This window comes from Chitinimonas taiwanensis DSM 18899, assembly GCF_900119825.1.
Classification (GTDB): Bacteria; Pseudomonadota; Gammaproteobacteria; order Burkholderiales; family Chitinimonadaceae; genus Chitinimonas; species Chitinimonas taiwanensis.
Genome location: NZ_FPKR01000007.1, coordinates 1 through 26,521, shown reverse-complemented (window position 1 = coordinate 26,521; position 26,521 = coordinate 1). Strand labels below are relative to the sequence as shown.

At 64.6% G+C, this 26,521-nt stretch carries 24 protein-coding genes; 15 read left to right on the top strand and 9 right to left on the bottom strand.

Annotation, left to right across the window (positions count from 1 at the left end; all coding sequences use genetic code 11):
* The first annotated feature begins 117 nt into the window (after positions 1-117).
* From BT173_RS09690 to BT173_RS09680, 3 genes are all read left to right on the top strand, one after another.
* The gene (locus BT173_RS09690; protein WP_175545585.1) at positions 118-1,875 is read left to right on the top strand and encodes a DUF1800 domain-containing protein; all 1,758 of its coding nucleotides are present in this window, start codon (positions 118-120) and stop codon (positions 1,873-1,875) included.
* Positions 1,872-3,233 carry a DUF1501 domain-containing protein gene (locus BT173_RS09685; RefSeq protein ID WP_072428454.1) on the top strand — a complete coding sequence of 454 codons (1,362 nt, stop codon included), beginning with the start codon at positions 1,872-1,874 and terminating at the stop codon, positions 3,231-3,233. The genes BT173_RS09690 and BT173_RS09685 overlap by 4 nt, the downstream gene beginning before the upstream one ends.
* A gap of 133 nt (positions 3,234-3,366) precedes the next feature.
* On the top strand, positions 3,367-4,206 hold the full coding sequence (locus BT173_RS09680; RefSeq protein WP_072428453.1) for a flagellin N-terminal helical domain-containing protein: 840 nt from the start codon (positions 3,367-3,369) through the stop codon (positions 4,204-4,206).
* Positions 4,207-4,275: 69 nt separating this feature from the next.
* Here BT173_RS09680 and infA read toward each other — a convergent pair whose 3' ends face one another.
* On the bottom strand, positions 4,276-4,548 hold the full coding sequence (gene infA / locus BT173_RS09675) for a translation initiation factor IF-1 (protein WP_072428452.1): 273 nt from the start codon (positions 4,546-4,548) through the stop codon (positions 4,276-4,278).
* Between the two features lie 451 nt (positions 4,549-4,999).
* Here infA and hutU point away from each other — a divergent pair, with 451 nt between their 5' ends.
* The 6 genes from hutU (at position 5,000) to BT173_RS09645 (ending at position 10,982) form a co-directional block, all read left to right on the top strand.
* Positions 5,000-6,685 (top strand): urocanate hydratase, encoded by a 1,686-nt coding sequence (hutU, locus tag BT173_RS09670; RefSeq protein WP_072428451.1) that lies wholly within the window; start codon positions 5,000-5,002, stop codon positions 6,683-6,685.
* 7 nt (positions 6,686-6,692) lie between these two features.
* Entirely contained in the window at positions 6,693-7,304 is a 612-nt protein-coding gene (locus BT173_RS09665) for a HutD/Ves family protein (RefSeq protein ID WP_084658392.1), read from the top strand.
* Positions 7,305-7,311: 7 nt separating this feature from the next.
* Positions 7,312-8,535, top strand: coding sequence for an imidazolonepropionase (gene hutI / locus BT173_RS09660; RefSeq protein WP_072428449.1), 1,224 nt, complete (start codon positions 7,312-7,314; stop codon positions 8,533-8,535).
* The gene (locus BT173_RS09655; RefSeq protein ID WP_072428448.1) at positions 8,532-9,917 is read left to right on the top strand and encodes a formimidoylglutamate deiminase; all 1,386 of its coding nucleotides are present in this window, start codon (positions 8,532-8,534) and stop codon (positions 9,915-9,917) included. The genes hutI and BT173_RS09655 overlap by 4 nt, the downstream gene beginning before the upstream one ends.
* An 11-nt stretch (positions 9,918-9,928) precedes the next feature.
* The gene (hutG, locus tag BT173_RS09650; protein ID WP_072428447.1) at positions 9,929-10,717 is read left to right on the top strand and encodes an N-formylglutamate deformylase; all 789 of its coding nucleotides are present in this window, start codon (positions 9,929-9,931) and stop codon (positions 10,715-10,717) included.
* 70 nt (positions 10,718-10,787) lie between these two features.
* The gene (locus tag BT173_RS09645; RefSeq protein ID WP_072428446.1) at positions 10,788-10,982 is read left to right on the top strand and encodes a DUF1289 domain-containing protein; all 195 of its coding nucleotides are present in this window, start codon (positions 10,788-10,790) and stop codon (positions 10,980-10,982) included.
* Between the two features lie 45 nt (positions 10,983-11,027).
* On the opposite strand, the gene BT173_RS09640 is transcribed toward BT173_RS09645, so the two are convergent.
* Positions 11,028-11,930: a LysR family transcriptional regulator gene (locus tag BT173_RS09640; protein ID WP_072428445.1), complete on the bottom strand. Its 903-nt coding sequence runs from the start codon at positions 11,928-11,930 to the stop codon at positions 11,028-11,030.
* Between the two features lie 119 nt (positions 11,931-12,049).
* Between BT173_RS09640 and BT173_RS09635 the strand changes: the two genes are divergently transcribed.
* On the top strand, positions 12,050-12,931 hold the full coding sequence (locus BT173_RS09635; protein WP_072428444.1) for an MBL fold metallo-hydrolase: 882 nt from the start codon (positions 12,050-12,052) through the stop codon (positions 12,929-12,931).
* Positions 12,932-13,031: 100 nt separating this feature from the next.
* Here the strand turns inward: BT173_RS09635 and BT173_RS09630 are convergent, their stop codons facing one another.
* From BT173_RS09630 to BT173_RS09600, 7 genes are all read right to left on the bottom strand, one after another.
* Positions 13,032-13,361: a DUF3325 domain-containing protein gene (locus BT173_RS09630; RefSeq protein ID WP_072428443.1), complete on the bottom strand. Its 330-nt coding sequence runs from the start codon at positions 13,359-13,361 to the stop codon at positions 13,032-13,034.
* A complete protein-coding gene (locus BT173_RS09625) occupies positions 13,354-15,054 on the bottom strand; it encodes a PepSY-associated TM helix domain-containing protein (protein WP_072428442.1) in 1,701 nt (566 codons plus the stop codon). The genes BT173_RS09630 and BT173_RS09625 overlap by 8 nt, the downstream gene beginning before the upstream one ends.
* A gap of 22 nt (positions 15,055-15,076) precedes the next feature.
* Positions 15,077-15,376 (bottom strand): iron uptake protein, encoded by a 300-nt coding sequence (locus BT173_RS09620; protein WP_072428441.1) that lies wholly within the window; start codon positions 15,374-15,376, stop codon positions 15,077-15,079.
* Between the two features lie 142 nt (positions 15,377-15,518).
* Positions 15,519-17,705, bottom strand: coding sequence for a TonB-dependent siderophore receptor (locus tag BT173_RS09615; protein WP_245794158.1), 2,187 nt, complete (start codon positions 17,703-17,705; stop codon positions 15,519-15,521).
* 249 nt (positions 17,706-17,954) lie between these two features.
* Positions 17,955-19,325, bottom strand: coding sequence for a PepSY-associated TM helix domain-containing protein (locus BT173_RS09610; RefSeq protein WP_072428440.1), 1,371 nt, complete (start codon positions 19,323-19,325; stop codon positions 17,955-17,957).
* 93 nt (positions 19,326-19,418) lie between these two features.
* Positions 19,419-20,444, bottom strand: coding sequence for an adenosine deaminase (locus BT173_RS09605; protein ID WP_072428439.1), 1,026 nt, complete (start codon positions 20,442-20,444; stop codon positions 19,419-19,421).
* Between the two features lie 152 nt (positions 20,445-20,596).
* Entirely contained in the window at positions 20,597-21,499 is a 903-nt protein-coding gene (locus BT173_RS09600) for a DMT family transporter (protein WP_072428438.1), read from the bottom strand.
* Positions 21,500-21,629: 130 nt separating this feature from the next.
* Here BT173_RS09600 and BT173_RS09595 point away from each other — a divergent pair, with 130 nt between their 5' ends.
* The 5 genes from BT173_RS09595 (at position 21,630) to BT173_RS09575 (ending at position 26,112) form a co-directional block, all read left to right on the top strand.
* Positions 21,630-22,538, top strand: coding sequence for a LysR substrate-binding domain-containing protein (locus BT173_RS09595; protein ID WP_072428437.1), 909 nt, complete (start codon positions 21,630-21,632; stop codon positions 22,536-22,538).
* 80 nt (positions 22,539-22,618) lie between these two features.
* The gene (locus BT173_RS09590; RefSeq protein ID WP_072428436.1) at positions 22,619-24,502 is read left to right on the top strand and encodes a S9 family peptidase; all 1,884 of its coding nucleotides are present in this window, start codon (positions 22,619-22,621) and stop codon (positions 24,500-24,502) included.
* A gap of 72 nt (positions 24,503-24,574) precedes the next feature.
* Positions 24,575-24,928, top strand: a complete 354-nt coding sequence (locus BT173_RS09585; protein ID WP_175545584.1) for a PDZ domain-containing protein — start codon at positions 24,575-24,577, stop codon at positions 24,926-24,928.
* Positions 24,928-25,482: a GNAT family N-acetyltransferase gene (locus BT173_RS09580; protein WP_072428435.1), complete on the top strand. Its 555-nt coding sequence runs from the start codon at positions 24,928-24,930 to the stop codon at positions 25,480-25,482. The genes BT173_RS09585 and BT173_RS09580 overlap by 1 nt, the downstream gene beginning before the upstream one ends.
* A gap of 258 nt (positions 25,483-25,740) precedes the next feature.
* Positions 25,741-26,112 carry an Imm1 family immunity protein gene (locus BT173_RS09575; protein ID WP_072428434.1) on the top strand — a complete coding sequence of 124 codons (372 nt, stop codon included), beginning with the start codon at positions 25,741-25,743 and terminating at the stop codon, positions 26,110-26,112.
* Positions 26,113-26,521: the final 409 nt, after the last annotated feature.

The following is a 26,521-nucleotide window of genomic DNA, read 5'->3' as shown; positions in this document are numbered from 1 at the left end:
GGGTTGGCGTGCAAAATGCCGTAGTCATAATCCACCAAGCCGTGCATCATGCGCCGCTAATGCACGATGCCCAGGCTAGCGCGACCAGCGCGGGCCGCTTTCATGGATAGACGCCTTATGCTGCCAGCCCGCCATGCCGCCCCCTTACAGAAGGGGCTCCTGCTTGCCCTGCTGCTTTCCCTGGCCGCCTGCGGTGGCGGCGGTGGTGGGGATAGCAGCAGCCCAGCCGACCCCGGCACCACGGTGCCCACGCCCACCCCGCCAAGCGGCCTGACGCCGCCGAGCGAAGCTGATGCGCAGCGCTTTCTCAGCCAGGCCACCTTCGGCCCGACTCAAGCCAATATCGACAGCCTGCGTACGGTCGGCTTCAAGCCCTGGCTGGCCTCGCAGTTCCAGGCCAAGGGCAATCTGTACAGTACCGGCTATTCCGATGCGATCCACAAGGCCGGCCTGAAGGACTTCTGTAAGCAGTTCAGCGGCTTCCCGAATGACTATGCGCGCAATAACTGCTGGCGCGAGTACTACTCGGCAGAGCCGCTGTCGCGCGAGTTCTACCGCAATGCCCTCTACGGCCCCGACCAGCTGCGCCAACGCGCGGCACTGGCGCTCAGCCAGCTCTTCGTGGTCTCGAATGCCGAGGTGGAAGGCACCTACGGCCTGCGCGAATACCAGCAGATGCTGGCCGACAAAGCCTTCGGCAATTTCCGTGATCTACTCAAATCGGTCACGCTCAGCCCGGTCATGGGCACGTATCTGAACCTGGTCAATAACAGCAAGGCTGACCCGAACGAGAACTTCGCGCGCGAGCTGCTGCAGCTGTTCAGCATCGGCCCCTGCCAGCTGAATGCCGACGGCACGCTGCCCGGCGGCCAGTGCGTGGCGACCTATGACAATAACGGCGTGCGCGATGTGGCCTTCGCGCTGACCGGCTGGACCTATCCGGCCGGCGGCGTCAGCCCCTGGGGCAGCAGCGGTTGGAAGAATCCTACCTATCTGCGCGGCCAGATGCTGGCCGTTGCGGCCGAGCACGATCAGACTGAGCGCAAGCTGCCCGGCGGCGGCACGCTGGCCGCCAGCCGCACACCCGAACAGGCGCTGGATGCGGTGATCGACGCGCTCTACCAGCACCCGAATCTGCCGCCCTTCATTGGCAAGCAGCTGATCCAGCACCTGGTCACCAGCAATCCGAGCCCCGCCTATGTGGCGCGTGTGTCGCAAGCCTTTGTCAGCGGCAAGGCCTATGACTTCGGCAGCGGCGTGCGTGGCGATATGCAGGCGCTGTTCGCCGCCATCCTGCTCGACCCGGAGGCGCGCGGTGACAACAAGAACAGCGACCCGAACTATGGCCGCCTGCGCGAACCAGCCCAGTACATCGCCGGCATGCTGCGCGCGCTGAATGCCAGCAGCGATGGTGCGAACTTCTACTGGTGGTGGGGGAATGAGCTGGGCCAGATCGTGTTCAATGCCAACTCGGTATTCAACTTCTATCCGCCTGACTACCCGCTGCCCGGCACCGATGTCGTGGGCCCAGCCTTCGCCATCGAGAACGCCAATAGCACGCTGGCGCGCCTGAACCTGGCTACCGCCATGCTGTACTGGGGCGGTCTGCAGGCGGAAGACGACCGCCCCGGCGCCACCGGCACCCAGATCAATGGCAGCAACTGGCTGGCCCTGGCCGACAACCCGACCCTACTGGTCGATTCGCTCGACAAGGTGCTGGTTACCGGCGGCTTGCCGGCCAATATCAAGACCGGCATTGTGGACGCGGTCGGGGTATGGAATGAAAAAAACCATGGCGCGACCTGGCGTGAAGAGCGCGCCCGCTCGGCCGTCTACCTTGTGCTGGCCAGTCCCGAATATCAGGTGCAACGATGAATAGACGCGATCTTCTCAAGGCCCTGATGGGCGGTTCGGCCCTGGGCACCTTTGGTGGCTTGCAGGCGCTGATGAGCATCCCGGCCCATGCGGCCGGCGACCCGAGCTACAAGGCGCTGGTGTGCGTGCAGCTGTTTGGCGGCAATGACAGCGCGAATATGATCGTGCCCACCGATAGCCGTTACAGCGCCTATCAAAGCGTGCGCGGCGTACTGGCGCTGCCCAAGGCCAGCCTGGTGCCGATTGGTGCGCAGTACGGCCTGCACCCGGCCCTGGCCGCACTCGAGCCGCTGTGGAGTCGCGGCGACCTCGGCGTGGTCAGCAATGTCGGCCCGCTGGTGCGCCCGACCACCCGCGCCGATCTGGTCAGCAAGACCGCGCGCCTGCCCGACAATCTGTTCTCGCATTCCGACCAGCAGAACCTGTGGCAATCGGGCGGCAGCTCGGTACTCGGCCGCACGGGCTGGGGCGGTAGGCTGGCCGAAGCACTTGGCCCCGATCCGGTGTTCGCCTTCGGCAATAGCGGCCGCCTGGGCATAGGCAGCGCACGCTCCACCCTGGCCCTGCCCGGCCCAGGCAGCGATTTTGCGCCCGCCGGCCTCGCCAGCAACTGGGGTGGGCATCCGGCGCGCAAAGCCATGTTGCAGACCCTGGCCAGCACGCCACGCAGCAACAAGCTGATGAACGCCTTCGCCGGCATCCAGAACACCGCGCTCAGCCGCAGCGCCAGCCTGGCGCCGCTGCTCAAGGTTTCTCCCAGCAATAACCCGAGCGAAATTCTGAACGGCCCTTTCCAGAACCTCAGCGGCGCGCTGGACAGCGATATCGCGCGCCAGCTCTACCAGGTCGCGAAGATGATCGCCAATCGCCAGAGCGTGGGCGGCAACCGTCAGGTCTTCGTGGTCGCGCAGGATGGTTACGATACGCACGAGAACCAGCTGACCCGCCAGGGCGATCTGTTCGCCGAGCTGGGCCCCGCACTGGCGGCCTTCCAGGCAGCCATGGTGCTACTGGGCATGGAGGACAGTGTCACCACGGCCACACTGTCCGACTTCGGTCGCACCTTCAAACCCAACTCCAGCGGTGGCGCCGACCACGGTTGGGGCAACCACCAGCTGGTGATAGGTGGCGCGGTGCAGGGCGGGAAACTGCACGGTAGCTTCCCAGAACTCGCGCTGGGCGGACCGGACGACTTCGGCGTAAACAGCTGGGAATACCAGGGGCGCTGGATTCCCACCCAATCGGTCGACCAGTACATCGCCACCCTGGCGCGCTGGATGGGTCTGAGCGACGCCCAGGTGCTGAGCCTCTTGCCCAATCTGGGCAATTTCACGGTGCGTAATCTGGGCTTCGTCTAGCGCAGCGCTCGAGCCGCGCGCCACCCGGCCCAGCCGGTGGCGTGCACCTAACCGCCGGTCGGGAAAGCCGCCCGGGCTGAAACGCCTCGGCGTAAGGTTGCTCGAATACGCATCAAGCGAATGGACCCGCATCATGATCAATAGCGTAAACAGCAACCCGACCGCCCTGAGCGGGCAGCGCACACTGAACAGTACCCAGCAGGCTCAAGAGCGCCAGATCGAGCAACTGGCCAGCGGCAAGCGCGTAAACCGCGCCGCGGACGACCCGGCCGCCAGCGCCATCATCGAGCAGTTCGCCGCGCAGATCGTCGGCAGCAATCAGGCCGCACGCAATCTGAACGATGGCATCTCGCTCGCGCAAACGGCTGAAGGCGCGCTAAGCACCGTCACCGACAATACCCAGCGCATACGCGAGCTGGCCGTACAGGCCGGTAATAGCACGCTCAGCAGCAGCGACCGCGCAGCCATCCAGGGTGAAGTCGATGCGCTCAGTCAGGCCAGCAATAGCACTTTGCGCAATGCGAATTTCAATGGCCAGCCGCTGTTCCAGGGCAATCAACTAAGCATCCAAGCCGGCCCAAGCGCCAACCCAAGTGACCGGATCAGCCTATCGCTGGGTAATCTATCCGCCAGCGCCGCCGAGGGCGGGCTCAATAGCAGCAATGGCCGTATCGACCTGTCCTCGGAAAGCAGCGCGAGTTCAGCGCTCGAACAAATCGATGCAGACCTCAGCCGTCTGAATGAGCAGCGTGCCTCGCTAGGCGCGCTGAATAGCCGCTTCGAGGCTAGCATCGCCAATCTGCAAAGCGGCGCGGAAAACCTGTCGGCCGCACGCAGCCGGATTGCCGATACCGACTATGCAGCCACTGCTTCACGCCTCGCCCAGGAACGCATACGCAACGAAGCCGGCCTCGCGGTGCAGACCCAGGCCAATGCCAGCCCGCGCCAGGTGCTATCGCTACTGCGCTCCTAAGCCGGCCGCGGTCCGCAAACAAAAAAGGCACCCTAGAGGGTGCCTTTTTCATGACTTGCGTCGCACAGCTTAGCGGCGGCGGAACTGGCCGGGGCGCGGCGCACCGGCGCCGGCGGCGCGTTCGTCCTTGTGACGGAAGCTCACGCGGGCCTTGGTCAGATCGTAAGGCGACAGTTCCACCGTGACCTTATCGCCTTCCAGGATGCGGATGCGGTGCATACGCATCTTGCCCGATACATAGGCCATCACTTCCACGCCGTTATCCAGCTTCACGCGGAAGCGGGTATCCGGCAGTACTTCTACAACGACACCATCCAGTTCAATCAGTTCTTCTTTTGCCATGCTGCCAATTTCTCCTGTGTCGCGCCGGGCTGGGGCGGCGACTGGGCTAACTTAGGTTGAGGTTGGGTTCGGGCAGGGGCTGATGCCTTCTGCGCCAGGCCCGGCAAGGCGCCGTGCCATTGTGCTGGTCGCCGCATGCTTGGCGTCGACCCCGGAAACGGGTGCGAAACGGCTGGCTAAACAGGCGGAACGGCAGAGGCCGTGAGGAAGCCAACCGAGCACGATTGGGCAAAACCATCCGGTTTGCACCCCGGCACTATACAGGCTTAAGCGTTTTTGCTTAAGCGTCGGCGCTAAATGGTTGATTGCGCGACGGGTTTACCCGGCCACGTCATCGCGTCCGCCAAGCAGATCGGGCCTGGGTTTGGCTCAGTCTGCGCACACCACTTGACTATACAACTTGGCCGCGCGCATGATCGCAGCATTGTCTTTATCTCTTCGAGGAAGCCGCATGTCTGCCGATCGCCAGGACCCCCGTCTCGATACCAGTCGCACCGTACGCGCACCGCGCGGCAACACGCTCAGCTGCAAGAACTGGCTGAGCGAAGCGGCCTACCGCATGATCCAGAACAATCTCGACCCCGAGGTGGCCGAGCATCCGCAGGCGCTGGTGGTGTACGGCGGCATAGGCCGCGCCGCGCGCGACTGGGCCAGCTTCGACCGGATTCTGGACAGCCTGCGCAAGCTCAATGACGACGAAACCCTACTGGTGCAAAGCGGCAAGCCGGTTGGCGTATTCCGCACCCATGCCGATGCGCCACGTGTGCTGATCGCCAATTCCAACCTGGTGCCGCACTGGGCCAACTGGGAACACTTCCATGAACTCGACCGTAAGGGCCTGATGATGTACGGCCAGATGACGGCCGGCTCGTGGATCTATATCGGCACCCAGGGCATTGTGCAGGGCACTTACGAGACCTTTTATGCCGTGGCCAATCAGCATTTTGGCGGCGTGGCACAGGGCCGCTGGGTGCTGACCGGGGGCCTGGGTGGCATGGGTGGCGCCCAGCCGCTGGCCGCCACCATGGCTGGTTTCTCGATGATTGCCGTCGAATGCGACGAGACGCGCATCGACTTCCGGCTGAAGACCCGCTACCTCGACCAGAAGGCGCACAGCCTGGATGAGGCGCTGGCAATGATCGAGGCGGCCAAGCTGGCCGGTAAGCCGGTATCGGTCGGCCTGCTGGGCAATGCAGCCGACGTGTTCACCGAGCTGGTCACACGCGGTATCACCCCCGATGTGGTGACCGACCAGACCAGCGCGCACGACCCGATCAATGGTTATCTGCCGCAGGGCTGGAGCATGGCGCAGTGGCAGGCCGCGCGCCGTGAGGCACCGGACAGCATCACCCAGCCGGCCAAGCAAAGCATGGCCGTGCAGGTGCAGGCGATGCTGACCCTGCAAAGCCGCGGCGCGGCCACGCTCGACTACGGCAACAATATCCGCCAGATGGCCAAGGATATGGGCGTGGCGAACGCCTTCGATTTCCCAGGCTTCGTGCCCGCCTATATCCGCCCGCTATTCTGCGAGGGCAAGGGGCCGTTCCGCTGGGTGGCGCTCAGCGGCGACCCGGAAGACATCTACAAGACCGATGCCAAGGTCAAGGAACTGATCCCCGACGACGCGCACCTGCACAACTGGCTCGATATGGCGCGCGAGCGGATTGCCTTCCAGGGCCTGCCGGCGCGCATCTGCTGGGTAGGGGTGCAAGACCGCTACCGTCTGGGTCTGGCCTTCAACGAGATGGTAAAGAACGGTGAGCTGAAGGCGCCAGTGGTGATTGGTCGCGATCACCTCGATACCGGCTCGGTGGCCAGCCCCAACCGCGAAACCGAGGCGATGAAGGATGGCAGCGATGCGGTCAGCGACTGGCCGCTGCTGAATGCCCTGCTCAATACCGCGGGCGGCGCGACCTGGGTGTCGCTGCACCATGGCGGTGGCGTGGGCATGGGCTTCTCCCAGCATGCGGGGGTGGTGATCGTGGCCGATGGCAGCGATGCGGCCGCCAAGCGCCTAGAGCGCGTGCTGTTCAATGATCCGGCCACCGGGGTGATGCGCCATGCGGATGCCGGTTACGAGCTGGCGAAACAAACGGCATACAAGGCAGGTCTGAACCTGCCTTCCCTTGACCTGTAAACCGACCATGCACCGTCCTGTCCGCCTGATCCCGCACCCAAGCCTGAGCCCCATGCCGTGGAAAAACGGCGGCGGGGTCACGCGCGAAATCGCCAGCTACCCGGCTGGCAGCGGGCTCAATGACTTCATCTGGCGCATCAGCCTGGCGGATGTGGAGCAGGACGGGGCGTTCTCGGTGTTTGCCGGCGTGCAGCGCAGCATCGTGCTGCTGGACGGCGAAGGCATGCGCCTGCGCTGGGACGATGGCGCTCGCCATGATCTGCAGCGCTACCAGCCGTTTGGCTTTGCCGGCGAGGACGCGCTGTACTGCGCACTGTTCGATGGCCCGACGCGCGACTTCAACCTGATGCTGCGCCGTGGTCGCGTGCAGGGCCGGCTGGTGCGCCAGGACCTGGCCCAGGGTGAAAGCCGCCGCGAAACCCTGGCCGCCAATGATGACTTCCTGCTCGCCTTCTGCGCGGCCGGCAGCATCGAGCTGCGTGGTGATACCTGCGACACCTATACCTTGAACACCTTCGACACGCTGGAAATCGGCCCTGGCGACACCCTGTGCGGCGAGCTGGTGGGCTTGGCGCCCGATAGCGTGCTGCTGCTGGCCCGCCTGCAATTACTGGACTGACAACACGATGAAGCACGACGCCGTCTGGCTGAACCTGCGCCTGTGCGCGGGTGGCGATGTGGACGATACCCTGGACGATGCGGCCATCGCGGTCGAAGCTGGCCAGATTGCCTGGCTGGGTGCGCGTGCCGAACTGCCCGCGCGCTTCGCCGCCCTGCCCCGGCACGACCTGGCTGGGCGCTGGGTCACGCCCGGCCTGATCGACTGCCATACCCATCTGGTTTATGGCGGCCAGCGTGCCGATGAATTCGCGCTGCGCCTGGCAGGTGCGAGCTATGAGGACATCGCGCGCGCTGGCGGCGGCATTGTCTCCAGCGTGCGTGCCACACGCGCCGCCAGCGAGGACGAACTGTTCGCCCAGGCCGCCGGTCGCCTCAAGCCCTTGCTGGCCGAGGGCGTGTGCGCCATCGAGATCAAATCAGGCTATGGGCTCGACCTCGCCAGCGAAGCCAAGATGCTGCGCGTGGCGCGTCGGCTCGGGCAGGCGTACGACCTCACCGTGCGCACTACCTTCCTCGGCGCCCATGCCCTGCCGCCCGAATACGCAGGCCGTGCCGATGACTATATCGAGCTAGTGTGCAGCGACATGCTGCCCGCCTTGGCCGCCGAGGGCCTCGTGGATGCGGTCGATGTGTTCTGCGAGAAGATCGGCTTTAGCCTGGCTCAGACCGAACGCGTGTTTGCCGCCGCCCAGGCGCTCGGTCTGCCGGTGAAAGTGCACAGCGAGCAGCTGTCCAATCTGGGCGGTACGGCGCTGGCCGCGCGCTACCAGGCGCTGTCGGCCGACCATCTGGAATTCCTCGATGAAGCGGGCGTCATCGCGATGCGCGAAGCGGGTACGGTGGCAGTGCTCTTGCCCGGCGCCTATTACTTCATCCGCGAGACCCAGCTGCCGCCGATGGCGCTGCTGCGCCAGCATGGCGTGCCGATGGCCATCGCCACCGACAGCAATCCCGGCACCTCGCCGGCCACCTCGCTGCTCTTGATGCTGAATATGGCCTGCACGCTATTCCGCCTGACCGTGCGCGAAGCGCTGCTCGGCGTAACCCAGCACGCCGCGCGCGCCTTGGGTCTGCAAGCCACGCATGGCCAATTGGCCGTGGGCCGGCGCGCCGACTTCGTCGCCTGGGATGTGACTACCCTCGCCGAACTCGCCTACTGGCTGGGGCGCAACCCGGCCTACCAGATTGTGCGTGGCGGCCTTATCCAGCCCGAAAGCAAGCCAGCATGAGCCAAGCCCTGTTCGCCCACGATGCGCTCTTGCCCAGCGGCTGGGCCAAGAACGTCTTACTGGAGTGGGATGCGGCCGGCACGCTGACCGCGGTGCAAGCCGATGCAGCGTGCCCCGCCGGCATCGCAAAGGCCAATGGGCCGCTGATTCCCGCCATGCCCAATCTGCACTCGCATGCCTTTCAGCGCGCGATGGCCGGGCTGACCGAGTACCTGGCGCGACCGCAGGACAGCTTCTGGAGCTGGCGCGAGCTGATGTACCGCTTTGCGCAAAAGCTGCGCCCCGAGCATCTGCACGCGGTAGCGCGCCAGCTGTATAGCGAGATGCTGGCGGCCGGCTATGGCTCGGTGTGCGAGTTCCATTACATCCACCACGCGCCCGGCGGCCAAGCCTATGCGAACCCGGCAGAACTGAGCGAATGCCTGATCGCCGCCGCCCAGGATGTCGGCATCGGCCTCACGCTCCTGCCGGTGCTCTATCAGCAGGGTGGTTTTGGTGGCCAAGCACCGAATGCCGAGCAGGCGCGTTTTATCAGCAGCACCGACTGGATGCTGGACCTGCAAGTCCACCTGCGCCATAGCCATCCGCAACACGCAGGCCTGCGCTACGGCCTGGCGCCGCACTCGCTGCGTGCGGTCACGCCGGCCGAGCTCGAACGCGCCCGGCTTGGGCTGGAAGTGATCGACGCCAGCGCGCCCATCCATATCCATATCGCCGAGCAGGAAAAGGAAGTGGCCGACAGCCTCGCGCACAGCGGCCAGCGCCCGGTGCAATGGTTGCTCGATCAGCAACCGGTCGATGCGCGCTGGTGCCTTGTACATGCCACCCATATGGATGCGGCGGAAGTGGCTGGCCTCGCGCGCAGTGGTGCGGTGGCCGGTATCTGTGCCACGACCGAGGCCAATCTGGGCGACGGCATCTTCGCCGGCGTCGACTACCTGGCCCAGGGCGGCGCCTGGGGCGTGGGCTCGGACAGCCATATCAGCGTCAGCGCGGTCGATGAATTGCGCGGCTTTGAATACAGCCAGCGCCTGCGCGACCGACGCCGCAATGCGCTGGCCAGTGCCGAGCAACCCGATCTGGCCGAACGCTTGTGGCAGGAAGCCCTGGCGGGCGGCGCGCGCGCCAGTGGCCGTGCGATTGCCGGCCTCGCGGTCGGCCAGCAGGCCGACTGGCTGGTACTCGATACCGAACACCCGAATCTGGCCTGCCGGCCAGTCCATCAGCTGCTGGCCGGCCTCGTGTTCTGCCAGCATGGCAGCACGCCGATTGCCGAGGTGGTGGTGGCTGGTCAGACCCGCATGACGCACGGCCGCCATGCGCGCAGCGCCGAGTTCGCACGCGACTATCGTGCCGCATTGGCGCAACTGCTGGCGGCCTAGGGAGAACCAAGATGCATACCTATACGCTGCACCAGGGCAGCCGCCCGCTGCTGATTTCCATGCCCCATGTGGGCACCGCGCTGCCGCCCGATCTGGCCGCGCGCATGCTGCCGGTGGCGCGCGAGCTCGACGATACCGACTGGCATCTGGCGACCCTGTACGGCTTCGCGCGCGAGTTGGGCGCGTCCCTGATCGTGCCGGTCTACTCACGCTATGTGATCGACCTGAACCGGCCGCGCGACAATGCCAATCTCTACCCGGGCCAGGACACCACCGGCCTGTGCCCGGTCGATACCTTTGCCAAGGCGCCGCTGTATGCGCCGGGCGATGCGCCGAGCGACGAAGAGATCGCCGCGCGCGTGCCGGTCTATTGGCAGCCCTATCACGATGCGCTAAGCCAGGAGCTGGCGCGCATCCAGGCTGAGCATGGCCGTGCGCTGTTATGGGAAGCGCATTCGATACGTTCCGAAGTGCCGCGCTTTTTCGACGGCCGTCTGCCCGATTTCAACCTGGGCAGCGCCAATGGCGCGAGCTGCCGCCCTGGCCTCGGTGAAGCGCTGTTGGACGTCGTACAGCGCCATGGCGGCTATAGCGGCGTGTTGAACGGGCGCTTCAAGGGCGGGCAGATCACGCGCCAGTATGGCCAGCCGGCGCAGGGCATTGATGCGATCCAGCTTGAACTATCGCAGCGCACCTATATGCAGGAAGACCGCCCCTACCCCTATGTGGCCCAGCTGGCGGCCGAGGTGCAGCCGCTGCTGCGCCAGCTGTTACAGACCCTGCTGGATTTTCCCGGCTGAACAGACAGTCGGCCTGCGCATAGCGCGCAGGCGCGCTTACAATGCCGCTCCGTTTTCCGGCCCTGCCATCATGATCCGTCCCGATTCCCCCTGCGTTGCGCTGTGCTCCACCGCCCTTGGCGACGAGGTGTGCATGGGTTGCGGCCGGACCTTCTTCGAAGTGGCCAACTGGGTGTGCCTGAACGAGACGGAAAAGGAAGCCGTCTGGCAGCGCCTGGAAGCACACTGGGCCGCCCAGGGGCTGCCGGCGCCCTGGCAGAAATAAACGCATCACGCGGCAGCTCAGGCTGCCGCGTTGGTTTTCAGCTTGCTAGATGCGGTCCCAAGCCGGTTCCGCGCCAAAGCGCTCGGCCAGAAAGTCCAGCAGCGTGCGCAGGGCGGCCGGCATATGTTTGCGCGAGGTATAGATCGCATAGATGCGCAGATCGCGCGGCCGCGCGTCGGGCAGCAGCGCGACCAGCTCGCCGCTTTGCAGCCGCGGCGCCACCAGATAGCTGGGCAGCAAGGCCACACCCAGCCCGGCCAGCGTAGCCTGCATCAGGGCGGTCGCGTCATTGGCGCTCAGATTGCCGCGCACCGCCACCGCGGTGGCCTCGCCATGCTGCTCGAACTGCCACAAGCTCTTGCCCACATAGGAATGGGTCAGGCAGTTGTGATGGGCGAGCTCGGCCACCTGGCGCGGTGCCGGCTGACGCGCGAGGTAAGCCGGCGCCGCGCACACCACCGAGCGGCATACGCTGAGCGGCCTCGCAATCAGATTCGGGTCGAGCTCATTGGTGATGCGGATGGCCAGATCAATGCGCTCATCGACCAGATTGACCGCGCGATCGAGCAGCAGCAGATCGATGGCCACCTCCGGGTAGCGCGCCACATAGTCGGCCACAGCCAGCGCCAGCTGGGCATGGCCGAAGGACGAGCTGGCGGTAATGCGCAAGAGGCCGCGCGGCACACTGGCTGGCGCCGCCACCGCAGCCTGCATCTCACTGCTCAGCGCCAGCAATTGGCGGCAGCGCGGCAGCATTTCCTGGCCGGCATCGGTCAGGCTCAGCTTGCGGGTGGTGCGATGCAGCAGGCGCGCACCAGCCCAGGCCTCGAGCTCGGCCAGATAGCGCGATACCGCCGGGCGCGATAGATCGAGCTGCTCAGCCGCAGCCGACTGGCTGCCGCTATCTACCACGCTGACGAAGACCTGCATGGCCGCCAGTCTGTCCATGATCTGACCGATTTCTGAAATAAACCAATGCCGATTCTAGGATTTTTTGCACGGTTTATTGCAACTATTCTGTGCGGGTCGATGCAGCCACGCATCTTAGCCAGCCAAGGAAACCCGCCATGCGCACCACCCTCGCGACCCGCCTTTTATCATCCACCCTCTTGGCCCTGGGCCTGAGCAGCGCCGCCTGGGCGGCCGATGCGCTCAAGCTAGATGTCTACAATCCGGGCACCGATGCCCTGTTCCCGGCCAGCTCGGTGCTGGTCAGCGGCCAGCACGAGGCCGTACTGATCGATGCCCAGTTCGGCAACAGCCAGGCCGAACAGGTGGTGCAGAAGATCCGCGCTAGCGGCAAGAAGCTGACCACCATCTATATCAGCCACGGCGACCCGGATTTCTACTTCGGCCTGGAAACCATCAAGCAGGCTTATCCGGATGCCAAGGTGGTCGCCACTGCGCACACGATTGCCCATATCGAGCAAACCGCCGCGCACAAGCTCAGCTTCTGGGGCCCCAAGCTGGGCAAGGATGCGCCGAGCCGCACCTTCCTGCCCGAGCGTCTGCAAGGCGATACGCTGAAGGTGGATGGCCAGACGCTGAAGATCATGGGCCTGCAAGGCGCCCAGCCCGAGCGCAGCTATGTGTGGATTCCGTCCATCAAGGCCGTGGTTGGCGGCGTGGTGCTCTACAACAACCAACATGTGTGGATGGCCGATACCCAGAGCCGCCAAGCGCGTACCGACTGGCTGACGACCCTGGCCGAGATCGAGCGCCTGCAGCCCAAGACCGTGGTGCCTGGCCACTTCCTGCCCGGCCAGTACAGCAATCTGCAAGCTGCGCGTTTCACTGCCGACTATCTGCGCGCCTTTGAAACCGAGGCCGCCCAGGCCAAGGACAGCGCCGCGCTGATCGCGGCCATGCAGCAGCGCTACCCGAAGCTGGCCGAGGAATCGTCGCTAAGCCTGAGCGCCAAGGTGGTGAAGGGCGAAATGAAGTGGTAAGCGGGCAGCAGCCCTGATTGGACCGCCGCCGTGGGCAGTGTGATGCCCATGGCGGCTTGTGCTGTGTGCGGTGTGCCGCGCTTGAATATGGCGCGCGCCATCAAGCCGGGCTTGAACGGCGGCCACCCCAAGGCCACAGCAGGCGCAGCAGTTGCGGCCGCCAGGCCAGCGTGAAGGCAATCAGCGGCGCCGTGCCGGCGAGTAGCATCAACCAGACCAGCACCGCCATTGAGGCGCGATCGGCCATCGCACAACAGAGGGCTGAGGCCAGCAACGCCACGCCGCCCAGTGCGCGCAAAGCCCGACGCGGCGGCACGCCGCTGCCGTGTACCTGCTGCCAGTGCACCGCCATGGCCAGCGCCAGCCAGCCAAAACCGGCCACCGTCGACAACACGGCAGCAAGCGTCCAGACCCAGCTTGGCTCAGCCATGTTGCACCTCGGCATCGCTCAGCGTGGGGGCATGGGCTGTAGCGGGCGCGGCGCGGCGCGCGTAGCCAGCCAGCTGGCGTGCGGCAAAGCCAGCGATGGCAGCCGCTGCCAGCAGCGCGAGGTCCAGGCCCGCCACGGGCCAGTAAGTATGGGTGAACACGGTCTTGAACAGGTGGTCGCCCGTGCTGAACCAATTCAAGCCCACAGCCGCGATAGCCAAGGCCGCCAGCGCCAGACACTGCTCGCGCCAGGCCGGGCTGATATGGGCCTGCGCCACGGCGCGATTACGCAGCGCGGCGTGTACGAAGCTGAGCGCCCAGGCAACCCAGAATGCGTTCTGCTCCCACTCGCCCTTGCCGGCCATATCGCCAGGCAGCAGGCGGTTGGCAACCAGCATGCTCACGGCGGCGATCACCATGCCGGGCACGGCGGCCACGGCCAGCGCATCCACCACGCGGCTGCCCATGCTGCCGCGCTTGGCGTGCTGCGCCTTGCGCTTTTCAACGAAGAAGATAAAGCCGGTGGCGATGCATACACAGCCCAGGAGGCCGCCGACCACATACAGCCAGCGCAGCAGCCAATGGCGGAAGTGCTGCAGATGCAGGCCGGTAAGGAATTCATTGACGCGCATCACGGCAGAGGGCGGCGGGTCTTCACGGATCACCCGGCCGCTGCTGGCTTCGAAATGCACACCCTGGCCGACCAGGGCCACCTGGTCGTTACCAGCACGGAAGATGCTCACATAGCCGTTCTTGTCGCCCAGGTGGTTGATGTACAGATAGCCAACCTCGCCGGGCATATCGCGCGCGGCCCAGCGGCGCTTGGCTTCCGCCACCATGGCGTCGACCGAGGCCAAGGGTGCGGCCACGCCGGCCGGCTCGTGCGCCAGGCCCGTGTGGGCGGCTTCCATTACCTCGTGCTGCTTGTGCAAGGGCTTGAGCAGGGTTTCCGCCAGTGGCAGGTAGATGCTGGCAAAGATGACGAGGCCAGTGAAGGCAAAGAAGAAGTGAAACGGCAAACCGGCTACACCGCTCAGATTGTGCAGATCGAGGCTGCTGCGCTGGGTGCGCTTCCAGGGGCGGAAGGTGAAGAACTCGCGGAAGATCTTCTTGTGGATGACCACGCCGCTGACCAGCGCGGCCAGCATGACCAGGGCGGCCAGCCCCACCACCCAGTAACCGAGATTCATCCAGTTCAGGTGCAGGCTGTAGTGCATCGGGTAGAAGAACTCGCTGCCGAGCTTGAGCTGGCCTTCGCGCAGGAAGCTGCCAGTGCGCGGGTCGAGCGTGGCCCAGCCGTGTACATGCTGGTGTTCGTCCGAGGCATCCTGCGGCTTATTGGGGATGTCGAACTCCGCACCGATGGCCAACACCGGGTCGCGGTGGGTGGTGTAGTAGTAGAGCGAGGACATCGGCAGGGTGTTCGGGTCGGGGATGGCACCGACCACGCGCGCCTGGGTGGCGGCCAGATCGACCGGATGCGGCTTGAGTTGCGCGTAAATCGGCTTGAGCACGCTATCGAAGGACGGCGCGGGCTGGGCCGGGAAGCGCGTGTCGGGTAGCGCCCAGCGGTCGATCTCGCGGTCGAACACCGACAGCGCGCCAAAGAAAAAGCACACCATCAGGACATAGCCGAGCGTCAGGCCGAACCAGGTGTGCAGCCAGCTCATCGACTGGCGGAAGGTTTGGAACATGGTGGAACTCCTATTACCGGCTTCAGCTCAGCAGATGGCTTTGCAGCAGCCAGGCTGCCGAGGTCATGGTGGCGCCGCCGCCTGCCAGCACCAGCCAGATGCGCGCGAGACTGCGTGCCGCGAATGACCACAAGAACGCGAGCAGAAAGACCAGGAAGGCCAGCAGCAATGTGCCGTGCTCGGCCTCATGGAAATCCACGCCGGCCGTGCTCAGGCCCGCAATGGCCAGGGCGGCAAAGCCGAAGGTGAACGCATAGCCACCCAGCAGCGCGGCAGCGATACGGGACAGCACGGCAAGCGGGTGTGTTGCGCTGATGGACATGATGCGCTCCTCGGGAACACGCCGGCTCGGCGCTAGCGTGAGAAAGTCGAAAAGCGGCGCACCGGGGTGGCAGCCGCTTTTTCCTGCGTGAACGGGGCAGACCGTGGTCTGCCCCGCTATCTGTTGCCAGACGCCACGCGGCTTACAGCTTGTATTCCAGCGCCAGCGCTGCAGTACGCGGCGTGCCATAGATGGCGCCGAACTGCACGGTGCGCAGATACTTCTTATCGAACAGATTGTCGATATTCAGCCGGAGCGTGGCGGCCTTGTTCAGCTCATAGGCGGCGAACACATTGACCAATACATAGGCGTCCTGCTGCGCGCCCTTGATCTTGCTCACATCCGACTGCCAGCGGCTAGCGGCCCCCAGGCGCAGCGCCGGCAGGGCCGCCAGGCGCGTATCGATGCGCGCGCTCAGCGTGCGACGCGGCACCCATTCATAGATGTCCTTGCCATCCGGACCGGTCAGTTTGAGCTGGGTGTAGCCCACGGCGATGTTGGTGTCCTTGCCCACACGCCCGGTCGCTTCCAGCTCGAAGCCGCGCGACTTCACGTCCTTCGGCTCATAGAAGGACTGCTGCGCGACAGGATCGAAACCCGCCTCGGTTGCCAGGCCCTTCTGGGTGGCGCTGAAGATCGCAAATGTGGTCAGCAGCTTGCGCTGAAGCCACTCGGCCTTCAGCCCGATTTCGGCATTCACACCCTTCATCGGGTCAAGGAAGGCACCGTTGATATTGCGCTGGTCCTGAGCCTGATGGATATCCGAGTAGGACGCATAACCGAGCAGATCCGGCGTGATGTCGAAGGTCGCGCCGATATAGGGGCTGACTTCCTCGGTGGTCTCATTGTCCAGCGCCACACCGCCGCCATAGATTGAGGTGCCGTCGCGCTTGAGGCTGATGGCATTCACACCGACGATGCCTTTCAGGCGGTCGGTCAGCGCGAGGCGCGCTGCGCCATACAAGCGGGTGATCTGCTGGTCGCCGTCCGCGCTCACCGAGCTGCTGCCCCACACGGGCTCCGGATAGACATTGCCCGGGTAAGGGAAAGCCGGCAAAGCGGGACCAGCTGGGCTGGTGATGCTGTAGGCCTCGGTCAGGTTTTTCTGCTTGGCATGGCTCAAGCCAACAATGACTTCGTGCTTGCGGCCAAACGCTCGGATGGTACCGCTGAGGTTGGCGTCTAGCACATCGGCCTGGCTGTCTCCCTGGCTGCGATAGGGCCAGCCAATCAGGCCGGTGTTGTCGTCGTTCAGATAGCCGGACGCGGTGTAGGCATAGAACAGCTTCGTGCTGCTATCCCCCTCGTGATGATTGAAAGTCAGCTTGCCTTCCCAGTCATGCGACAGGGTATGCGTGTACTCGGCGAACATATCAACCGAGCGGTTGTTCCAGCGCGCCCAGTCCTGCGCGGTAGAAGCCGATACATCGAAGTCGGCCAGCGAGCCGTTGGCATAAGGCAGGGTCAGCGAACCCCACATTGGCGAGCGTTGCTTGGCATCCTGAACAGTGAAACCCAGTGTCAGCATGCCATCGTCGCCGATCTGGCCATCGACCACGCCATATACGGTGCTGCGTCGATTGTGCAGCGCGCGCAGATGCGAATCCTTGTCCTCATGCGCCACCACCAGGCGGCCAGCCCAGGCGCCATCGCTGCTCAGCACCTTGTTGTAATCGAGCGCCAGGCGCTTAGCGGCATAGGAGCCGTAGCTGGCGATGACTTCCCCACCATCCTGGTTGGTCGGGCGCTTGCGCACGAAGTTGATCGTGCCCGAGGCATTACCGACCCCGGTCAGCAGGCCATTCGCGCCGCGAATCAGCTCGATGCGTTCGTACAGATAGGTGTCCTTCTGGCTCTCGACCAGGCCCCAGTCATTGGTCATGCCCAGGCCATCCACCTGGGTGAGCATCACATCGAAGCCACGCGCCTGGTAGCTGGTGCGGTTGGTTTCCCATTCATCCACCACCAGGCCGGTGCCGAAGCGCAGCGCATCGTTGCTACCGCTCGCGCCGAAATTGCGCAGCGTGTCCTTGTCGATGGTGCTGATGGTCTGCGGCGTGTCCTTGATCTCCAAGGGCAGATTGGTCGCCCCCTTCGACACGCGTCGCTCGCGCTTGCCGGTGACGACCAGCTTTTCCAGGGCCTGCTCGGGTGCGGCCTGGCTATCGGACGCGCTGGTCGGCACCGCTGTGCTCACGCTGTCTGCGTACGCAGTCGGCGCCCAGACGGTGGCCGCCAGCAAGGCACCCGTGGCAGCAAGCTGCATGGCCGCCGCAACAGGGCGCAGCGCGGTTTTCGGGTGGCGGGCATCGGACGTGGAGCGGGGCATGGCGGGCATTCCTAGCGGTTTCACAAAACGGTTAAGTGAGCATCGATTGCACAGCATCTGGCCCGACCCAGCAGAGATAGCGCGGGAATGGGTCTTAGCCTGGGCTGCAGCGCGAACGGCTTGTGGCATCGGTGGCGACTTGGTAGCTAGCACACGTCAAATCACAAATGAGAATGCTTTAGATTATCACTTAAATATTATGAAGCGGCAATATAGCCCTGCCTCCCTAGCCAGTCTCGTCGTCCCGGCCTAGCTGAGCCGTCGGCGCAGCGCGGGCAGACGCTGCAGGAGCTGGTCGAGCAATACGATGAGCAGCAGCGAGGCCAGCACCAACGGGAAAAGCAGACCCATGCTCAGGACGATCAGCAGTCCCGCCTTCCATATGGCTGGCGCGCCCTTGCTGCGCGGCGCCCCCACGCGACCGCGCGGGCGGCGCTGCCACCACATGATCACGCCGCTCAGCGAGACCAAGAGCACCGCCAGGCAAGCCAGCGTCATCAGCAGCTGATTGGCCCAGCCGAACAGACGCCCCTCGTGCAGCGCGATGCCGGTGGTGACCAGCTTGGGCACCAGCGCATAGTCGGCAAAGCCGATGGCCGCCAGCACCTGGCCGCTGTATTGGTCGATATGCAAGGTGCGCTCGCCGCGCGGATCATTCGGGCTGACCGATAGCGTGTACACGCCGCTGGCCGAGCGCGGCAGGCTGATGCTATAGCCGGCCGGCATGTCCTGCGCGCGGGCAATGGCGGCAATCGCATCGAGGTCCAACTGATCCGCGGCCGGCGCGCTATCGGCAGCAGCATGGCCATGGTGGCTCGAGTGCGGCAAAGGCGTGGGCTGCACCGCCCAGGGCAGCTGCTGGCCCGCCCCATTCAGGCTGCGCACCGGTGGGCTGGAGCTGGGCGTGTTCGACCATAGCCCGGTCGGGTATCGGCTCCAGATATCGGCAAAGCGCTCGCCCCAAAAGCCAGTCCAGGGCAGGCCGCTCAAGAGCATGAACAGCAGCAGCAGGCTGGTCCACACCGCCGTCACCGCATGCAGATCACGCCAGAACAGGCGCTTGGCGGCAAACAGGCGCGGATAGAGCACGCCCGCCCAGGCACGCCCACGCGGCCACCATAAATACAGACCGCTCAATAGCAGGATCAGCCCCCAGCAACAGGCCAGTTCGATCAGCAGATCGCCGGTCTGACCGATCAGCAGCGTGCCATGGATGTCCTTGGCCACCGCCTGCAGATTCCAGATCTCATCACGACTGCCCAGCACACTTGCCGAAGCCGGGTCGACAAAAGCACGCCAGCGCGCCTCGCCATCGGCCAGCAGAAAGCTGCTGCTCTGGCCGGCCTCGGCCGGCGACTGGTACTGCAGCACGCGTGCCGTCGGCCAGCTGCGCTGCACGCTGGCCAGTTGGGTGGTCAAAGGCTGGGTCGGCGCAGGGCTGGCGACGAACAGCAGCTCGCGATACATGAGCGCATCGAGCTGCGGCTTGTACAGGTAGATGAGGCCGGTAATGGCCAGCACGACCATGATGGGCGCAACCAGGAGACCGGCATAGAAATGCCAGCGCCAGACCTGGGTATAGAACGGGGGCAGCTGCGGGCTACGCAGGGAAGAAGACATGGACGGGCCTTACGGAAAAGGAGCGGCCCGATTCTAGGTGGGGTGCTGCGGTGCCCGCTGCGGCAGATTGACGCAGCGGACACCAGGCTCGGCTCAGGCTGCGTTCAGCGCCGCGTAGTCGGCATCCAGACGGGCAATCCAGCCCGCCTGCTCGGCCGGGCTGGCGAAGCTGGCTTCCAGGCTATTGCGCGCCAGCTGGTACCAGGTGGCGGCATCCCAATGAAACGCCGCCTGCACGGCGCGGATATTGTCGCCCAGATAGCCGCCGAAATAGGCCGGGTCGTCGCTATTGAGGGTGATATTGAGGCCGGCCGCCAAGAGCTGCGGCAGCGTGTGCTGCTCCATGCGCGCGAACACGCACAGGCGCACATTCGACAGCGGGCAGACCGTGAGCGGCATGCGCTCGCGCGCCAGGCGCTGCAATAGGGCCGGATCTTCGCTGGCGCGCACGCCGTGGTCGATACGCGCCACCTTCAAGAGGTCGAGCGCCTCGTAGATATAGGCAGGCGGCCCCTCCTCGCCCGCATGGGCGACCACCGGCTTGCCCAGCGCGCGACAGCGCGCGAACAGGCGTTCGAACTTGCTGGGCGGGTGGCCGCGCTCGCTCGAATCAAGACCAAAACCATGGATGCGCGCGATAAAGGGCTCAACCTCGGCCAGGGTGGCGAAGCCATCCTCTTCGCTTAAATGACGCAGGAAACAGACGATCAGCCGGCTGCTGATGCCCCAGCGCGCCAGGCCTTCGGCCGCACCGGCCTCCAGGCCTTCCAGCACGGTCTGGAAGCGAATGCCGCGCGCGGTATGGGTCTGCGGGTCGAAGAAGATTTCCGCATGCACGATGCCATCGGCGTGCGCGCGGGCCAGATAGGCGAGCATCAGGTCTCGGAAATCGGCAGCGGTGCGCAGCACATCGGCACAGGCGTAGTACAGATCGAGAAAGGACTGCAGATCAGCGAAGTCGTAGGCGGCGCGCAGGGCGTCCACATCGGCATAGGGCAGCCGAATGCCATTGCGCTCGGCCATTGCAAAGGCCAGCTCGGGTTCAAGCGAACCCTCGATATGCAAGTGCAGCTCCGCCTTCGGGCAGCGCAGCGCGAAATCCAGTACCGGGTCGGCCATCTTGGCCTCCTTCACAAACAGGTCAGGCTGTCATTGTAGGCGGCGCTGGCGCCGCGCACAGGCGGGGAAAGCCGCGGCTGGACACAAGAAAAAGCCGGCCACGAGGGCCGGCATGAAGGCGTCGCGCAAGGCGACGAGGAGTAAGACGGGGGCTAGCTGCAGGCTGGCTGACGGCGGCGCAGTAAGCGGCGCCAGTCCGGCTCGAACAGCGCAACCAGGATGCCGGCGCACAGCAGGGCCGCGCCGAGCCAGTAATGGCTGCCCAGCAGCTCGCCGAACATGGCCCAGCCGAGCAAGGGGCCGACGATCAGGCCGCTGAAGCAGCCGGTTTCGGCCAGCGAGGCCTCGGCGGCGCGATAGCCGTAGATAAAGCAGTGCATGCAGGCGATGCTGCTGACTGCCAGCAGGGCGATGGCCGCCCACTGCAGCGGGCTGAGCATCGGCAGGGCAAAGCCGGCCAGCAGGGTGAAGGCGATCAGCTGCCCGAGATAGGTCCACCACATGATGGCCAGCGTGCTCTCGCTGCTCGAACCGCTTTTCAGCAAGACGCCGAGTGCGGCGTCGGCCAGCGCGCCGAGCAAGGCGGCCGCCAGCGCCAGGTTCACGGTGGTGATTTCAGGCTGGGCCACCACGATGACGCCGGCAAAGCCGATGGCCACGCCCAGCCAGCGCATCGGCCTGACCTGCTCGTTCAGGAAGATCAGCGCGAGCGGGATCATCCAGATCGAGGCGGTCAGCGCATACACGGTGACTTCGGCCAGGCTCAGGTGGGCGAGCGCATAGATCGCACAGCCGGCCGAGAGGCTGGTGAAACCCATGCGCGCCAGATGCAGGGCCGGCCGCCGTGTACGAATGGCAGCCGCGCGGCTGCGCAGCGCGAACGGCGCCAAGAGCAGCAGAACCAGCAGGGCACGCAAGCTCATCACGCTGGCCAGCGGCATCTCACCGCCCAGCTGCTTAAACAAAGCATTGATCCAGGTGAACAAGCTCATGCCGAGCACAATCCACAGCACGCCACGCACATTGCCAGGCAGGGTGTTGAAGATTGCGAACATGGCATGGCTCCAGAAAGTCGGCGAAACAGAACAGGCCGAATGTAGGGCGATGCAGCTATCTGCACCAACGGCTTTTGCGCATGCCAGCCATGCATATAATGCATAGCTCACACCAACCAGGACCTGCCCGATGAAACGCCTTCCGCCGCTCGATGCCTTACACGTGTTCAGCGTGGTGGCGCGCGAAGGCAGCATGAGCCGTGCGGCCGAAGCGCTGTGCGTGACCCAGAGTGCGGTCAGCCGGCAGATCCAGCAGCTGGAAGCGTTTATCGGCCAGCCGCTGCTGCTGCGCCAGGCGCGCGGCGTGGGCCTGACTACGGCTGGGCGCCAGCTGCTGCCAGCGGCCGAGGCGGCGTTTGCCGGCATACGGCAGGCGGTGGAGGGCCTGAGCGCCAGGCCGCAGGACATCAAGATCAAGCTGCCGCCGACCTTTGCCATGCGCTGGTTCCTGCCGCGCCTGGCCGACTTCCAGGCCCAGCACCCGGGCATCGAGGTGCGCATGAGCACGGCCAGCTTCAGCCGCATCCATTTCGAGCGCGAGGATTTCGATGCCGCCATCGTGGCTGGCAACCAGGGGCCAGGCGAAGGCTTTGGCGAGCGCCTGTTCAGCGAACAGCTGACACCGGTCTGCGCACCGGCCATGGCACAACGCCTGCGCCGACCGGCCGACCTGGCGCGCGAGGCGCTGATTCACCTCAGCCATGACCATGCGGACTGGCGGCGCTGGCTGGAAGCGGCCGGCGTCAGCCATCCGGCCCTGGAGGCCGGGCCGAGCTTCGAGGTGATCGATATGGCAGTCAATGTGGCCAGCCAGGGCCTCGGCGTGGCGCTGGCCGACCCGCTGCTGCTGGCCACCGATCTGAGCAGCGGGCGACTGATCGCCCCCTTCCCCGCCCTGCGCACGCCCACCGACTACCAGTACTGGTTCAGCTGCCCACGCGGCCGCCAGCAGGAACCGGCACTGCAAGCCTTGCTGAGCTGGCTGCATAGCGAGATTGCCCGCTCGCTTGCAGCCAATGCGCCACAGCGCGCGCCCTGATGCGGCGCCAGAATTGAACATACCCATCAGTACGTCTATATTCAGCCGCACACCCACAAGGTGCCCACTCTGGAGAGACGATGAAACGCCTACTTGCCGCCGGCTGTGCCGGCCTGCTCTTGCTTGCTCCCTCGCTTGCCCTGGCCCAAGCGGTCACCGCGCCGAAGATTCCGCTGCGCGACTTCTTCAAGAACCCGGACAAGACCAATTTCCAGCTCTCGCCCAAGGCCAAGTACATCGCCTTCACCCAGCCGGTCGAGAACCGCATGAATATCCATGTGATGCCGGTGGGCGGCGCGGCGCGCGCGATCACGGCGGTCAAGGATAGAGACATCCGCAATTATTTCTGGAAGGGCGAGGACCACCTCCTGTTCCTGAAGGACAATGGCGGCGACGAGAACTACCACCTGTATGCGGTGGACCGCAGCGGCAAGACCACGCGCGATCTGACCCCCTTCGACAAGGTGCGCGTGGAGCTGATCGACGACCTCGAAGACCACCCGACCGATGTGCTGGTGGGCCTGAACAAGCGCAAGGCCGAGGTGTTTGACGCCTACCGCCTGAATGTGAAGACCGGCAAGCTGACCATGGTGGCCGAGAACCCGGGCAATATCACCGGCTGGCTGACCGACCACGCCGGGCGCATCCGCGTGGCCACCAGCACCGATGGGGTGAATACCAGCCTCTTGTATCGCGCCGACGAGGCGAGCCCGTTCAAGACCGTGCTGAGCACCAGCTTCAAGGAAGCCGTGCAGCCGCTGCTGTTCACCTTCGATAACCAGCGCCTGTATGCCTCGTCCAATCTGGGCCGCGACAAGCAGGCCATCGTGGAACTCGACCTCAACACCGGCAAGGAAGTGAAGGTGGTGTACGAGCGCGACGATGTGGATGTGGAAACCCTGCGCTATTCAAAGAAGCGCAAGGTGCTGACCGCCGCCGCCTTCGAAACCGCCAAGCTCGAGCGCCATTACTTCGACCCGCAGACCGAGGCGCTGATCAAGAAGCTGGAAGCCAAGCTGCCCGGCTATGAGCTGCGCGTGGCCAGCAATACCAATGAAGATGCCTGGATCGTCACCACCCGCGGCGACCGCACGCGCGGCAGCCACTACTACTACCACCCGAAGCAGGACAAGCTGGTCAAGCTGGCCGACTCGGCCCCCTGGCTGAAGGAAGACCAGCTGGCCAGCATGCAGCCTATCCGTTACCAGAGCCGCGACGGACTGACCATCAACGGCTATCTGACCCTGCCAGTGGGCCAGGAAGCCAAGAATCTGCCCATGATCGTCAACCCGCATGGCGGGCCGTGGGCGCGCGATAGCTGGGGCTTCAACCCCGAGGTGCAGTTCCTGGCCAACCGCGGCTATGCGGTACTGCAGATGAACTTCCGCGGCTCAACCGGCTATGGCAAGGCCTTCTGGCAGGCGTCGTTCAAGCAATGGGGCAAGACCATGCAGGACGATATCAGCGATGGCGTGCTGAAGATGGTCAACGACGGCGTGGCCGACCCCAAGCGCGTGTGCATCTACGGCGGCAGCTATGGCGGCTATGCCACCCTGGCCGGGCTGACCTTCAGCCCCGAGCTGTATGCCTGCGGCGTTGATTATGTGGGTGTCAGCAATCTGTTCACCTTCATGAACACCATCCCGCCGTACTGGAAGCCTTTCCTCGACATGATGTACGAGATGGTCGGCAACCCGGAGAAGGACAAGGCGCTGATGGAAGCCGCCTCGCCGGTCTTCCATGTCGACAAGATCAAGGCCCCGCTCTTGGTACTGCAAGGCGCCAAGGACCCGCGTGTGAACATCGCCGAGTCGGACCAGATCGTCGCGGCGCTGAAACAGCGCGGCGTGGATGTCGAGTACATCGTGAAGGATAACGAAGGGCACGGTTTCGCCAACCAGGAAAACCGTTTCGAAGCCTATGAGGCGATGGAACGCTTCTTCGCCAAGCATCTGGGCAGCTAAACGCCCGACTTAGACAGGGCCGGCCATGCCGGCCCTCTTACCTTCCAAGAGGCCTTACCCATGAAGCGACGCATGCTGCCCCTCGCCCTGGCTGCCGGCCTGCTAGCCAGCAGCGCACTGGCTGGCGAGCGCGGCTATTTCGGCCTGTCCACCAGCATCGAAGCCGAGGGCTTTTTCCTCAACCCCACCTTGCGCGCGGTCAAGGTCGCCAAGATCACCCCGGCCTCCCCCGCCGCCAAGGCCGGCCTACAGGTTGGCGACCAGATCATCGAACTGGAAGGCCGCCCGATCGCGGGCAGCAAGGCGCGCGAGCTGCAGGACCTGCTGGAAAAAGAGGTCGGGCAGAGCCTGAACCTGAAGATCCGGCGCGCCAATGGCGATACCCTGCCCATGACTCTGGTCGCCGCGCCCAAGGTTAAATCGTGATGCCAAGCGAAGCCGACACTCCGCCCTGGCTGGACAGCGCGCGCCTGAGCCTGCGCCGCTGGCGGGCGGGTGATCTGGATGCCTTCTGCGCACTGACGGCCAACCCGGCCGTGATGCGCTGGGTGGGCGACGGCAGCACGCTAAGCCGCGCGCAGACCGCGCTATGGATAGACAAGGCGAATGCCAATATCGCGCGATGGGGCTTTGGCACCCATGCCGTGCACGAGTGCGCCAGCCAGCGCATCATCGGCTGGGCCGGCCTGATTCGCAGCAGCCACACGCAGGGCGATAGCGAAGCCGAGATCATCTACGCGCTGGCCCCCACGGCCTGGGGCCAGGGCTATGCCAGCGAACTCTGCCAGGCCATCGTCAGCTGGGCCTGGGCGCATAGCGCGCTCGAACAGATCCTCGCCACGCTCGACCCGGCCAACCTCGCCTCGCAGCGGGTGGTGGAGAAATGTGGCTTTCGCCATGGCGGCGACCATCTGGACGAGGACGGCCTGCCGGAAAGCCATTACCGACTGAGCCGACCCGGCGCGCTAAGGCAGCGTTGAACAGACCAGACGATCCGCAACCCAACCGCGATCCGGGCAAGCTGGGCGCTACGCTGTTGGTTCAAACCAATATTAGGCAGCCCAATGGCGTTGAGTCCCGAGCAAATAATGTGACGCTTTTCCCGCTGCGGTTAGGATGCCTAAAAACAGCGAACATGCTACAAACCGCCATCCGTCACGCGGTAGCCGGCATTAGGCGTCGTCGTGACGTGTTTAAACACGTCTTTTAGGACGTCTACTTAACGTTATGGCGCATAGATGACCGCGTTCGAGTTCAACGGCGAGAAGCTACAGCCGACCTCCACTGAGGAGATGGGCCAATTGCTTGACCGGGTCGATGAGTCGCCGATCTTCGAACTGTGGGCAACGTCCAATGGGCCTTCTCTTTGCATGCTGCGTCATGGTGGCGATGCTTGGCTCATGTACCTGCGGCACGAAGGCGACAGCGGCTTCTCTTCGAGATCGCTTGTCGAACGCGCAGGAACAGCAGACTTCCGGCTTGGCAATGGTCAGTGGGATGAATATCCGCTGTCGTGGTGCATCGATGTTGAGCAGTGCTACAAAGCCATGGCGTACTTCTTCGAGAACGAGGGAGCAAGGCCAGAATGGATCTCTTGGCATGAAGACTGAACACTGCGGATTTCGCGAAATCCGCCATAACTGGTCATTGCAGCGGACGCCTTCGGCGCCCGCTGAATTTCGACTACAAGGGCTTCCCCGTCCCTTGCAATAGCAAAGTACGGTTGATTCACTGTGTCGCTGCGTCACCGCCAGCCTGATGCGTGAGAAGGTGAAGGACTGCACTACTACAAACGGTCATGTTGGGCTGATTCAACCCGGACCCTGATATAAGACGCGCTTGGGGGCCTCCATCGTTAGCCGGGAATCCACATTCCCCTGGAATTAATCAGGCATCCCCCAAGCTGGTCCAACCGCTTCACTATCAACGCCAGCAGTTCGCGTTCGATGTACTTAGCCGCTCATCGCACTTTCCTTTCCTGCAGACCCGCTTTTCAGGGACCTGGCGACTGCCGCGTCA